Source organism: Chroococcidiopsis sp. TS-821, from assembly GCF_002939305.1.
Taxonomy (GTDB): domain Bacteria; phylum Cyanobacteriota; class Cyanobacteriia; order Cyanobacteriales; family Chroococcidiopsidaceae; genus Chroogloeocystis.
In genome coordinates this window covers 1,132,192-1,144,705 of sequence record NZ_MVDI01000001.1, presented here as the reverse complement: position 1 = coordinate 1,144,705, position 12,514 = coordinate 1,132,192, and the positions used below count along the sequence as shown (strand labels likewise).

Annotated in this window: 11 protein-coding genes; 3 read left to right on the top strand and 8 right to left on the bottom strand. The window is 44.2% G+C overall.

All coding sequences use genetic code 11. From position 1 onward, the window contains the following. Positions 1 to 5: 5 nt before the first annotated feature. From B1A85_RS05255 to B1A85_RS05245, 3 genes are all read right to left on the bottom strand, one after another. The gene (locus B1A85_RS05255) at positions 6 to 983 is read right to left on the bottom strand and encodes a glycosyltransferase family 2 protein (protein WP_104545827.1); all 978 of its coding nucleotides are present in this window, start codon (positions 981 to 983) and stop codon (positions 6 to 8) included. Positions 984 to 1,119: 136 nt separating this feature from the next. Continuing rightward, entirely contained in the window at positions 1,120 to 2,556 is a 1,437-nt protein-coding gene (locus B1A85_RS05250; RefSeq protein ID WP_104545826.1) for an NAD(P)/FAD-dependent oxidoreductase, read from the bottom strand. A gap of 102 nt (positions 2,557 to 2,658) precedes the next feature. Next, positions 2,659 to 3,681, bottom strand: coding sequence for a glycosyltransferase family 2 protein (locus tag B1A85_RS05245; RefSeq protein ID WP_104545825.1), 1,023 nt, complete (start codon positions 3,679 to 3,681; stop codon positions 2,659 to 2,661). A 395-nt stretch (positions 3,682 to 4,076) separates the two neighbouring features. On the opposite strand from B1A85_RS05245, the gene B1A85_RS05240 reads away from it, so the two are divergent. Beyond that, the gene (locus tag B1A85_RS05240) at positions 4,077 to 4,514 is read left to right on the top strand and encodes a peroxiredoxin (protein WP_104545824.1); all 438 of its coding nucleotides are present in this window, start codon (positions 4,077 to 4,079) and stop codon (positions 4,512 to 4,514) included. Between the two features lie 80 nt (positions 4,515 to 4,594). On the opposite strand, the gene B1A85_RS05235 is transcribed toward B1A85_RS05240, so the two are convergent. From B1A85_RS05235 to B1A85_RS05215, 5 genes are all read right to left on the bottom strand, one after another. After that, positions 4,595 to 4,981, bottom strand: a complete 387-nt coding sequence (locus B1A85_RS05235) for a hypothetical protein (RefSeq protein WP_104545823.1) — start codon at positions 4,979 to 4,981, stop codon at positions 4,595 to 4,597. A 38-nt stretch (positions 4,982 to 5,019) separates the two neighbouring features. After that, on the bottom strand, positions 5,020 to 5,916 hold the full coding sequence (locus B1A85_RS05230) for an ABC transporter permease (RefSeq protein ID WP_104545822.1): 897 nt from the start codon (positions 5,914 to 5,916) through the stop codon (positions 5,020 to 5,022). 165 nt (positions 5,917 to 6,081) lie between these two features. Next, positions 6,082 to 7,101, bottom strand: coding sequence for an ATP-binding cassette domain-containing protein (locus B1A85_RS05225; RefSeq protein ID WP_104545821.1), 1,020 nt, complete (start codon positions 7,099 to 7,101; stop codon positions 6,082 to 6,084). A 133-nt stretch (positions 7,102 to 7,234) separates the two neighbouring features. Next, the gene (locus B1A85_RS05220; RefSeq protein WP_104545820.1) at positions 7,235 to 8,182 is read right to left on the bottom strand and encodes a heme o synthase; all 948 of its coding nucleotides are present in this window, start codon (positions 8,180 to 8,182) and stop codon (positions 7,235 to 7,237) included. Positions 8,183 to 8,283: 101 nt separating this feature from the next. Further along, on the bottom strand, positions 8,284 to 9,231 hold the full coding sequence (locus B1A85_RS05215) for a heme A synthase (protein WP_104545819.1): 948 nt from the start codon (positions 9,229 to 9,231) through the stop codon (positions 8,284 to 8,286). Positions 9,232 to 9,612: 381 nt separating this feature from the next. Here B1A85_RS05215 and B1A85_RS05210 point away from each other — a divergent pair, with 381 nt between their 5' ends. Together B1A85_RS05210 and ctaD are read left to right on the top strand one after the other, a co-directional pair. Next, complete coding sequence (locus B1A85_RS05210) at positions 9,613 to 10,701, top strand: cytochrome c oxidase subunit II (protein WP_104545818.1); 1,089 nt, start codon at positions 9,613 to 9,615, stop codon at positions 10,699 to 10,701. A gap of 58 nt (positions 10,702 to 10,759) precedes the next feature. Then, positions 10,760 to 12,511 carry a cytochrome c oxidase subunit I gene (gene ctaD, locus B1A85_RS05205; protein ID WP_104545817.1) on the top strand — a complete coding sequence of 584 codons (1,752 nt, stop codon included), beginning with the start codon at positions 10,760 to 10,762 and terminating at the stop codon, positions 12,509 to 12,511. Positions 12,512 to 12,514: the final 3 nt, after the last annotated feature.

Sequence of the window (12,514 nt, the reverse complement as noted above, 5' to 3'; positions counted from 1 at the left end):
CAGACTTAAGACTGTTCCCAACTCACTTCCACTTTGTCGCCAGCATTCAGGAAAGCATTAGGTTTAACCCAACCCAAAATCAAACCTGTAAAATAAAGCACTAAGGCTGCTAAAGCAATTGGTAGAGCTAACGGTAGATAAACTATTCGCCGCCAGTCTTCGGCAAAAACGGTGTAAACGCGACTTGTAAACTCGGTTGCTTTATTCCAACTCAAGCGCAAGCAAGCCCGTAAATCTTGTATTAGCTGTGATTGATGCGCGTCGTACGACAACCGACACACAGCGATCGCATCGTAACCTAAAAGCAAAAAACGCCAGAAAAAGTGTGACAAGCCGTTAGGCGCAGCATGAGTTGCTTGCGATTGTGGCTGCTTCCAAATCGTGTAGCCTTGCGTTTTGAGCGATCGCGCGTGGACAACACAATTACCGCGATAGATTGGTAGCTGCGTAGGAATCGGATATTTCAGTAGAAAATCACGCCGAAAAGCAACATTGTTACAAAAGTAACTCGCAGACGGCTGCAAAGATGACAACTGCGAGAACCGAGGGAAAATATACGTTAAGGCGATCGCCAATTCGTAGGGATTAAAAATGGGTGTTGTTGTTTCTCCGGCTACAACTTGAATATCTTGATTCTCAGCAAACGGAGTCAATAAATTGCGCAACCAATCAGATCGATAAGTGCAGTCCGAATCGCAAAAGACAATAACGTCTCCAGTCGTGAAACCCACGCCTTGCATTTTTGCTGCATAATACTCAATTCCTGGTTCGGCGCGGCGAAAAGTCAACCATGGATAATCTCGACGCAACCGCTCAATCACATCTACAGGAACATCACCACTTTCAACAATCAAGACCTCGTTAGCCGTTGTCGGAGATACGTCTTGATTCGCTAGCGTATCCAAACAGCGTGACAGTCCTTCTAACTCCGCACTCGATAAATTTTCCGTCTCAATAATAATGGAAAAGCAAGGTAAAGTCATAAGCTAATACAATGAAGCTAAAATACTTATTAAGGTTAGAGAATCCCACAGTAAAAGATAGCTTCCAATTCTAGAGATTCTAAAGGTGAAGTCCTCCAATTGTGGGAATTTAGGAGGCAAATCTCGCGATTTTGATTTACACCTTCGCCAATACTTTCTCTTGCTGCGCTGGCTTTATCGTAAATTCTTCGTAATACGAACGTTCGGTGTTAACTTCCCACAAATCGTGATTTTCACCCAAAATATTTTTAGCAGCTAACCATCCTGTAAGCATCGAATGATCTTGATTGTTATAGCGATGCATTCCGTTACGACCTGTTGTTTGCAGATTTTCAAATGTTGCTAAATAGTCTTGAATCACCTTGAGATGACGGCGATATTCATGGTCATAAACAGGATAAGCTTTAGGTTGACGAATAACAACACCATCTTCTACATCAGCAGCATTTGCTAAACCTAATTTAGCCAATTCACTTGTTGCTAAATCAAGCAACTCTGTGTCAGACATTGTCCAAATTCCATCACCTTTTGTGCAGAAATATTCCATTCCCAAACATGTCTTTGTAGGATCGGGAACCATTGCTGCGCTCCAGTTTTTGAAGTTTTGAATGCGTCCTACTTTAACTTCGGGGCTGTGAATATAAATCCAGTTATCTGGGAATAAATGTTCGCGGTTAACAATAAGTGCGACAATTAAGAAATCTCGATAATTTAAGTTTCGTGCAGCTTGCAATACGGCATCAGGAGGTAACGGATCTAGGCGATGAATCAAAGTTGCGATCGGCATGCTGGAAATAAAATGATCTCCAGCAACACTCACGAGTTTGCCATCTTGTTGCACAATAACGCGTTCAATACGTTTACCGTCATGCTCTAAACGGACAACACTACTGTTAAGATCGACTTGACCACCTTGAGCCTCGACTGCGGCTTGGAATTTTTGCCACATCATTCCAGGACCAAGAACAGGATAGTCGAATTCTTTAATTAAAGTTTTGGTATTATTTGTTCCAAATAAAGCGTTTGTAATAGCTTTTTTGAGTGATAAACCTTTAATTCTTTGTGCTGCCCACTCAGCTTGAATTTCGTTACAGGGAATTCCCCAAACTTTTTCTGTATAAGTTTTGAAAAATGTTTTATAAAGTCGCTTGCCAAAGCGGTTAATTACCCACTGTTCTAAGTTTTCCTCAACCGGATTAGGTTGCCACTTTGCCTGAAGATAGCTTAGTAGAATGAGAAAGCTTTCAAAAATACCCAAGTTAGATAACGTGTTGAATAGGCTTAACGGATAGTTGTAGTACTTACCTTTATAGTAAATTCGCGATAGTCGCGGAACTTTGATAAACTCATCGCCAAGAACTTCCAGCCATAATTGTTGTACTTCTTCTACTTTGGTAAAAAAGCGGTGTCCGCCAATATCAAAGTGGTAGCCTTTATAAGTTTCTGTACGTGAAATTCCACCAACTTTGTCGCCTTTTTCAAAAACAATCGGTTTGATACCATTCTTAACAAGTTCGTAGGCAGCCGTAAGACCAGCTGGTCCTGCACCGATAATGACTACAGGATGATGCATAAGTATAACTCCGTAGGAAAAATTATTTAAGTCAAATAAACTTTTCAATAAGTGCGTTAGTCGCGATCGCCACTGACGCAAACACTAGGTTGCAAACATCAATCACGAAGTTTGGCTAACAGCAAATCGCTTGTTTTGCCGCCAATAATGACGACCTGTCCCAATCGCGTATGCTAAACCGCAGTAGAAGTAGTAAAGCCAATGCCAAGGAATGACTCGTAGCGCGAACCACCAACCGCGCTGACGCACAAAAAATTGGTAAACTGGAGCGTTAAGAATAAGTAGCAATCCGCCTAACAACACAACAACGCCCAGCAACTTTGTCCACCACACACTACCAATTGCTACACCCAACATTGCAAAGATCAAAACAACGCTGAGACGGCTAGAAAGCTGTAAGTTCAGATCGTTCAGTGGTTGGCGATCGCGTAAAATTAACTCTGTCCAAGGTAAAGCGCGATAGAAAAAGTCCGCACGCAGCAAGGAAATGACTCCCCAGCGCTTTAAATGTTTCACTTGCAGCGATTTGCAAAGTCTAATTTTGTAGCCTGCTTGCTTTAATCGATAGCCCAATTCGATGTCTTCGATAGTAGGACGCCGATAACTATTATCAAAACCACCTACAGCAAAAAAAACTTCACGGCGAATCGCACCACAAGCCCCCCAAAAAGTAGACGCATCCTCACGCGCCGTTTGATGAACGTAGTGATGCAAGAGATTTTTATACTGCGATAAAAAATTTTGGGCTCCTGGTGCATCATCGTAAGAACCAATCAAGGCTGCTAATTCTGGTTCGCACTGAAATGCGATTGCAACTTGGCGAATTGTATCAGGATAAATTGTGACATCGGCATCCACAAAAAAAAGGATGTCACCCGTAGCAGCCTGCGCTCCTACATTACGTGCTTTTGCAGGTCCACTACATACAGGAATTCTCAGTACTTTTACGTAATATTCTTGTGCTACAGACCAAGAACCATCGGTATCTCCATCTGCGACAACAATAACTTCATGCGGAGGAGGTACAGCAGCCACAATGCTAGACAAGCAACGACGGAAAATCTCACCCCCATTGTGGACTGGAATAATTACAGAGACTGATAGTTGTTGATTAGAGGAAGGCATTCTTGGGAAAACCTGAACCTAAGTGTACTAGGTCAAATCGCACCTGGAGTAGGTGTTTGGTAAAACCAAAACTAAACCTTACTATAGGTACGTAATTTCACCTATTAGTTAGTTACCAAGTTAACTATCAAGAATTCCTTCGCCTAGGGTTATCTCAGCATTTTTACGGTTAATTTATAAAGTTCTATGTTTTTAGTAATGTTGTTTATCACGCCTTAATAATTGGAAGATTTTATTAAGAAATGTATTTTATTTAACAAACTATGCCTGATTATAATGCGAACAAATTCGCAAAATTTAGCTGCAAGCGATCGCCTAAAAGCTTTAAACAGAGGTAGACGGTAGAATAACCTTAGTAATTAGCTCAACGATTAAAACTTAGCGAGATACTAAATATGACTCTAGCCGTCGGTACTGATGCGCCTAACTTTACAGCCAAAGATACAAATGGTAATACTGTTTCACTATCTGACTTTGCTGGTAAAACAGTAGTTTTGTACTTCTATCCTAAAGACGACACTCCAGGTTGTACTAAGCAAGCTTGTAGCTTTCGCGATGCTCGAAGTGAATATGAAAGCAAAAATATTGTCGTTTTGGGTGTCAGTAAAGATGACGAAGCTTCGCATCAACAGTTTACACAGAAGTACAACTTGAATTTTCCGCTACTGGCGGATACAGATGGCTCAATTATCAAAGCTTACGATGTTGATGGCGGTGGTTATGCTAAACGCGTCACTTACGTGATCGATCCTAATGGTAAAATTGTCCATATAGATAGTGCAGTCAATACAACAACTCATGCTAGCGACGTTCTAGCAGCACTAGGACTTTAAACAAGTAGCCACAAAGCGCGGATCTGACTTTGTGGCTATTTTGCAAAAAAACTATAAACTTTGGGAAAATTCGCGTGAGCTTAATTATCCAAGCGGATTATTGGTGATGGAGTTGAGTTAGCAGGAGTAGCTTGCTGCTGGCGGGATTGTTGAATAAGTTGTCTTTGTCGCGCGCGAAACGCCTCTGCTGCCGAATTTATGTTTTGATTTTGCTCATTTGCATATTCGTAAGGATCGCGCATAGTTCCCATTTGGGCGCGGTGAATTAAGTCAAACATGCCAAAAGAATCATTCGTATTTTGGCTAGAAAACGGATCGTTGTTGCGATCTCTTCTAAAAATCTCCTGGGGATCTGCACTATTTGTTACTTGAGCTAAGCTTTGCTTGGGTAGAAGCAAAAATGCCATACCAACTCCAGCAGCTGTTCCTAAAAGTATGTAATGAAGTAAGACACGCGGTAGTTTCATAGGGTTGATGGGGTAAAGACTGTTGTGATGCTTATATCTTACGCAAGTGACTTACGTAACAGTGGTTGAATACTAAGTAAGGCAACAAGGCTAAAGCCAAGTAATACTAGCAACGCTCCACCAAATGTAATTGTTCCCCAAGGTGCTTGCATCACTACACTGCTCAAGTTCCAATCGCTGTGAGTATAAAGATAGCGAATTGGTTCGATCGCATAACTTAGAGGATTCAGCGTTGCCACAACTTGCAACCACTTAGGCATAAAAGATAGCGGTGCTAACGCTGTACTCGCAAAAAGTAAAGGTAAGTTTGTTACGAAAATAACAGCGATTAATTCAATATGACCAGGTAAAGCAAACGCTAAGCCTAAGCTCAATGCAGTTACGCCTAAAGCCAGTAAAAAGACAACTAAGGTAATCACGCCTAATCCTGTAACATCGGGTAGCCCAGCCCCTAGAAACGCTGCTGCGGCAACAATAACAGCAGCTTGCAGTAAACTTTGAGTAATAATAAAGATTGCTGAAGCTAAAACAATCGAGAACCGAGATGCAAGCGGTGCGACGAGTAGGCGATTCAAAAAGCCAAACTCGCGGTCAAACATCACTGGTAATCCGGCATTAAGCGCACCCGCAAAAGCAGTGAAGACAATCACACCAGCGCCGAGAAACTGCGCGTAACTTTGACTATTGCCAAACAATCCTTGCGGTGCGTTTTGAAACAGTGCGCCAAATAAAATAAGCCACATAACAGGCTGAATAATACCAGCAACTAGTGTTGAGGGACGTCGCTGTAATTGAATAAATAGTCGACGTGTTAGCGCTAATGTTTCCTGAACTAATTCATTCAAGATCGAGCTATTAGCACCAGTAGTAATTTGCGGTGATGCTACTTGCTGCCAGTTTATTTCAGATTTAGGAGGTGTAACAGTACGACTCATAATAATTTTAGATTTAGGATTATGAAGAACTCTGGGATGGGGGATCAGGGGTCGGAGGACAATGAAGAAGTACGCGATCGCTATTTAGCTTTAAGATATATTCATCATTCTCTTTTCATCTATAAATTTACTTTGACCCTGACTCCCGATCTCTGACCTCTCTTGTCATCGCATATTCTGCTTGCGTTCTGCCTTGGGATCGCGGCTTCCTGCTGCGGCAAGTTCAGCATCCATTAATGTTCTTCCCGTCGCAGCTAGATATACGTCATCTAAGCTAGGGCGCGACTGGGCAATACCAAAAATGGGTAAACCTGCGGAGTTGAGCGATTGCTGAACAGCGGTTAAGGCATCGTTGTGGGGCGTGACAACTAAATTGAGCGAATTGCCTTGGGCGCTATTGATAATCACTTCTTGTACAAAAGGCAAATTTTCGAGCAAGTTCTTTGCTTTACTCGCTTCTTCTTCTGGAGAAAACTCGCGAATGCGGAGCGTAATGCGATCGCCGCCGACGCGATCTTTTAATTCTGAAGGAGTTCCTACTGCGATTACCTTGCCGCGATCGATAATCGCGACGCGATCTGCTAAAGCGTCAATTTCTTCCAAATAATGACTTGTAATTAATACTGTTGTCCCTGCTTCCCGAATGCGGCGTAAGAAATTCCAAACGACAAACCGACTTTCAATGTCAAGCCCTGCTGTAGGTTCATCTAAAACTAGGACATCTGGGGCATGAAGTAAACCTGCCGCGAGGTCTAAACGTTTGCGGATACCTCCTGAATAGGTTCCTGTACGCTTGTCTGCCCATTCTTCCAAGTCTAATAAACTAATGACAGTCTCGATTCTTTCTTTTGCGACAGCCTTGGGTAAATGATACAGCGCTGCTTGCAGTTGCAATAATTCGCGTCCGGTAAGTATTTTATCTAATGCGACTTCCTGAGCAACGTAACCCAATTTTTTTCTAGCTTCTCTAGGAGAATCTACAACTGAGATTCCTGATACAGCAACCTGCCCTGCATCAGGTCTAGCAAGCGTACATAACACTCGTAGTGTTGTTGTTTTTCCTGCGCCATTAGGACCTAAGATCCCAAAGATTTCTCCTGGTTCGACCTGAAAGGAGATCTCTTTGACAGCTTCCGTTGAGCCGTAGCGTTTCTTTAAATTTTCAATGAAAACCGCAGGAGCCATAAGTTATATCTCTGCTGAAAAAAGATACAATTCTACACAATTCTCATTTCTATTTTAAGCTTTGATTGCAGTTAAGAGCGCGATTGCAACAATCAATCCGATGATTCGTGGTGGGCTTTTGCCCACCATCCGGTTATTGTCCGCTAAAAGCCATCACAGCAGTAGTGACTTGATGCGTAATTGGCAAGCTATCAATCACCATGCCCGCACACAGCAACATCATATAAAGAATTGAGTAGAGAAACAGCGATCGCGCTTGTTGTTGGTCGCTCGGATTGTGGAGTAATCCCCAAGCTTTTTTAATAAAGACGCTTCCCAATACTAACGCAATACCCGCATAGACAATCCCTGAGACGTGCAACGGATAAACAAGTAGTAACGTAGTAGGAATCAATATCAGCGTATATAGCCAAATTTGCCAAGTCGTTGCTGTATCACCCGCAATAACAGGTAACATAGGCACTCCAACTTTGGCATAGTCATCGCGGATCATGAGTGCTAGCGCCCAGAAGTGTGGTGGAGTCCACAGAAACACAATCGCAAAAATTACCCAAGCAGGTAAACTTAATGAACCGGTAGCTGCTGCCCAACCAACGAGCGCGGGAATGGCTCCTGCTGCACCACCAATCACAATATTTTGTGTGGTATGGCGTTTGAGCAAGTGAGTATAAATACCGACATAGAAGACAATGCCTGACATCGCTAACAACGCACTAAGCAAGTTAGCAAATACTGCTAGTAAGGTAAAAGAAATCACTGCTAGTGCGATCGCAAAAACTAAGGCATCGCGCGGTTGGACTCGTCCGGAGGGAAGAGGTCGGTGGCGAGTACGCTCCATGTCATAATCGATGTCGCGATCGTAGATGCAGTTAATTGTTTGTGCTGCGCCAGCTGCGAAAGTTCCACCGCTTAACGTTGCCACGAGTAACACAGGGTCTACTTTTCCCTGCGATGCAATCCACATACTCGCAGCAGTTGTAATGAGTAGAAGTGGAATTATTCTTGGCTTCGTTAGTTGGTAGTAGCTTTGAATCACTTGAAAAAGATTTTGATGATGGCGCGAGACACTCGTCTCAATCATATTTGCACCAATTCCTTAATGTTGAAACAACACGCAGCCAACGAGCAAGCGAATTTGCCCTTGTCACAAAATTGCTGTTCGCGCTTTTATTGGCTGCAATTTTATAAATTCGATGGTTCAGTCGTGGGGATGGCAATAGTACTTGTCGCGCGATCTCGTAAGCCCAGTACGGTAAACACAACAAGCGATCCCAGCAAAACAGCACCGACAACTTGGTGTGCTACCGTGAGTGGCTCGACTTGCAAGTGCAAGCGGAAGGTTGCTACCCCAAGCAAAATTTGTAAAACGAGCAAACCACCTGCCATGTTAGCAAGTTGCCGTAAAGCTGGATGCAATGCCGGAGTTCGCCACGCGAAAAAGACAACCGCAATAATTGCTAGTGTAGACGGAATAACACCACCGATATGACTATACATGACACTACACAAGGCGTTACCCGCAAAACACTGATGCAGCGCCCAGCGCGATGCGACTAATGCACCCATCAAGCTTTGTAGATAAACGGTAATCGCAGCAATTAAACCTATCCAAGGCAAGTTTCCTGCTGTGCCAGTTCCTTGATAATGGACGAGTGCGCTACCAATCGCCAGTAGCGTGATAAAAAACAAAAGCGCCGTACCTAAGTGCGCGGTGACAATGTCAAACCGCAATAGTTCGGTGACAGTTAGCCCGCCGAGCACGCCTTGGAAGACAACCAAACCTAGTGCAAACGTTGCTGCCCATGGAAGCCACTGCGGTAATGCGCGACGGTTCCACCACGACAAACTTGCGAGTGCGATCGCGCCCAAACCTACCATGGCTGCGTCTAGACGATGAAACCACTCCAGAAAGACCTGGAAATTCATTTGTTTTGTGGGGACAAGCTCGCCGTAGCATAAAGGCCAATCGGGACAAGCAAGCCCAGCATTCATTACGCGGGTGGCGCTGCCAATTGCCATCAAAATTAAGGTCGCGATCGCAATTTTCCATACGAGCCGCCGGATTCGTTCTTTTGGCTGCGACTGCTCACCACCCGTTACAGTTTGTTGATGCAGGACGGATTCGGTCATGAACGATACCTTCTGCCTGATTGAAAGCTATTAATGTTAACGTTTCTGTGATTATCTGCTCATTTCCACGCTAGCGCATTACTAATAGAAAATGAGCTACATTGAGCTTTGAGTGCGATTAGATGATTATTCTATGTAATATAAAAATTGCAATTGATGACTTGTTAAAGTTTGCTTATATCAATGACGTTAATAAGTAACACAATTTACTGTGCTTAACATCTGCCACAGGTCATACTAAAGAAAGATGCTAGGTAAGCCTTATTGAGCGATCCCAAAGAAATTAGTAAAAAAAACCCTTCTTGGCTCGACGGTAGTTTTTCCCTGCACTACCGTGGTAGATAAGCAGAGCTAACAATAGAAGTAAAGTCATTAAAAACCGTGAACATTCCATCTTCGATCTGGACCTTACTCGTTGGTATCGTCGTCACCTTAGTCAGCCTTTGGTACGGTCAGAACCATGGTCTGTTGCCAGCCCCTGCATCAGACGAAGCCGAGTTAGTAGATGGGCTTTTCAATGCGATGTTAACGATCTCCACTGGTTTATTTCTGATAGTGGAAGGTGCCTTAATCTACTCTGCGATTCGCTATCGTCGTCGCCCTGGTGACGATTCTGATGGACCACCAGTGTTCGGCAATATTCCACTAGAAATTTTATGGACAGCAGTACCGGCTATTATTGTTATTGGAATTGCTATCTATAGCTTTGATGTCTATAACTCAATTGGTGGATTTAGTCCGCATGCCGTCCACGATGCTCCAATAGGAGAACAAGCAGTCAGAATGCCAGGAGCCGCGATCGCTGCAACGCTGAGCGATACACCGCCAAGCGCAGATCCTAACCTGAACCAGGAAAAATCTGACGCGGCAATGCAAGACCCAGCAACCGCAGCAGTTCGCAACGCTGACCAAATTCCCCAAAGACGAAACGCGCCTGGCGTTGGAGTTGTTTCTCCTACAATTGGTGCAAGCCCTGACAAAGAAGGAGCACCCCCAGCACTGACGGTCAACGTCACAGGATTGCAATACGCGTGGATCTTCACCTATCCAGATACAGGAATTACAACAGGTGAATTACACGTTCCGGTAGGGCGCGAAGTTCAAATCAGCATGACAGCAAACGATGTGATCCACGCTTTTTGGGTGCCAGAATTACGCCTCAAACAAGATGCGATTCCTGGTAGACAGTCAGAAATTCGCTTTACACCAAAAACTGTAGGTGAGTATAAGCTAATCTGTGCTGAACTTTGCGGCCCGTACCACGGTGCGATGAATACGCAATTTGTCATCGAGACACCAGAAGCCTTTGAGCAATGGCAAAAAGAGCAGCAAGTTGCCAGTCGCGATGCGCAGCAGCTAGTTGCTATGAATTCAGCCGATTTATCTCCCGCAGAATTTTTAGCTCCTTACGTCAGTGATTTGGGCATTCAGCCAGAAATGCTTCAACAAATCCATCACACTCATCATTAAAGGTGTTAGGGGTTAAATATCATACCCCTACTCTCTACTTTCTACTTTCTCTTTCGTTATGACACAAGCACAGCTACAAGAAGGCGCTAACCTTCCTGCCCTAAGTGAGGAACCAGGGGTAAGAAAATGGCGCGATTACTTCAGCTTTAATACCGACCACAAAGTCATCGGCATTCAATACCTCGTCACAACGTTTATTTTTTACTGTATTGGTGGTGTTTTAGCTGACTTAGTACGAACCGAACTCAAAACACCAGAAACAGATTTTGTCAGCCCAGAAGTTTACAACAGCTTGTTTACGCTTCATGCCACGATCATGATCTTCCTGTGGATCGTACCCGCAGGCGCAGGATTTGCGAATTATCTCATTCCCCTGATGATCGGGGCAAAGGATATGGCATTTCCACGGTTGAACGCCGTTGCCTTCTGGATGATTCCACCTGCTGGTTTGTTGCTGATCAGCAGCTTATTAATTGGGGATGCCCCTGATGCGGGTTGGACATCTTATCCACCTCTAAGTCTAGTCACAGGACAGGTAGGCGAAGCGATCTGGATTATGAGCGTCCTGTTGCTAGGGACTTCATCAATCCTGGGGGCAATTAACTTCCTCGTGACCATTTGGAAGATGCGCACCCCAGGCATGACATTTAACCAAATGCCTTTATTTTGTTGGGCAATGGTGGCAACTTCAGCAATTACTTTGCTTTCGACTCCTGTACTCGCCGGTGCGTTAATTCTTTTAGCATTTGACTTACTCGCAGGTACAACGTTTTTTAACCCAACTGGCGGTGGCGATCCCATTGTTTACCAGCACATGTTCTGGTTTTATTCGCACCCAGCGGTTTACATTATGATTTTGCCCTTCTTCGGGCTAATTTCCGAAATCTTGCCTGTACACGCGCGTAAACCCATTTTTGGCTATCAAGCGATCGCTTATTCGAGTTTGGCAATTAGCTTTTTGGGCTTGATCGTCTGGGCGCACCACATGTTCACTAGTGGTGTTCCTGGTTGGTTGCGGATGTTTTTCATGATCACAACGATGATCATCGCCGTACCTACAGGGATCAAAGTATTTAGTTGGGTAGCCACGGTTTGGGGCGGTAAATTACGCCTCAATAGTGCAATGCTCTTTGCGATGGGCTTTGTCGGAACGTTCGTGATTGGGGGAATTAGCGGCATTATGTTAGCTGCTGTACCTTTTGACATTCACGTTCACGATACCTATTTTGTAGTAGCTCACCTGCACTACGTTCTCTTTGGTGGTAGCGTCCTCGGTATCTATGCAGGTTTCTACCACTGGTTTCCCAAAATGACTGGGCGCATGCTCAACGAGTTTTGGGGTAAGGTACACTTTGCCCTCACGATCGTGGGCTTGAATTTAACTTTCTTGCCAATGCACAAGTTGGGCATGATGGGTATGAACCGCCGCATCGCAGTATATGACCCTAAATTTGAAACGCTCAACTTTATCTGCACGATGGGGTCTTATTTACTTGCCGTTTCCACATTTCCGTTTATCATCAACGCGATTTGGAGTTGGATGTACGGTCCTAAAGCAGGTAATAACCCTTGGCAAGCACTCACCTTAGAGTGGATGACAACTTCACCACCTGCCATTGAGAATTTTGACAAGCCGCCTGTGCTAGCAACCGGACCGTACGACTACGGCATGAGTCACGGTGACGATGAGGAAGTGGAGAAAGTCCCACTTTCTGACGAAAGAGAACCTGCTTTAGCAGCAGGTCCAAATTCAGCATTGCGTGCCGATCCCGATCCCAAGGTTGCTGCTCATCCAGAAGACCGCAAGTAACTT

Coding starts and splice junctions, on each gene's coding strand:
- B1A85_RS05255 (WP_104545827.1), bottom strand. CDS start 983: ATGACTTTACCTTGCTTTTCCATTATTATTGAGACGGAAAATTTATCG.
- B1A85_RS05250 (WP_104545826.1), bottom strand. CDS start 2,556: ATGCATCATCCTGTAGTCATTATCGGTGCAGGACCAGCTGGTCTTACG.
- B1A85_RS05245 (WP_104545825.1), bottom strand. CDS start 3,681: ATGCCTTCCTCTAATCAACAACTATCAGTCTCTGTAATTATTCCAGTC.
- B1A85_RS05240 (WP_104545824.1), top strand. CDS start 4,077: ATGACTCTAGCCGTCGGTACTGATGCGCCTAACTTTACAGCCAAAGAT.
- B1A85_RS05235 (WP_104545823.1), bottom strand. CDS start 4,981: ATGAAACTACCGCGTGTCTTACTTCATTACATACTTTTAGGAACAGCT.
- B1A85_RS05230 (WP_104545822.1), bottom strand. CDS start 5,916: ATGAGTCGTACTGTTACACCTCCTAAATCTGAAATAAACTGGCAGCAA.
- B1A85_RS05225 (WP_104545821.1), bottom strand. CDS start 7,101: ATGGCTCCTGCGGTTTTCATTGAAAATTTAAAGAAACGCTACGGCTCA.
- B1A85_RS05220 (WP_104545820.1), bottom strand. CDS start 8,182: ATGATTGAGACGAGTGTCTCGCGCCATCATCAAAATCTTTTTCAAGTG.
- B1A85_RS05215 (WP_104545819.1), bottom strand. CDS start 9,231: ATGACCGAATCCGTCCTGCATCAACAAACTGTAACGGGTGGTGAGCAG.
- ctaD (WP_104545817.1), top strand. CDS start 10,760: ATGACACAAGCACAGCTACAAGAAGGCGCTAACCTTCCTGCCCTAAGT.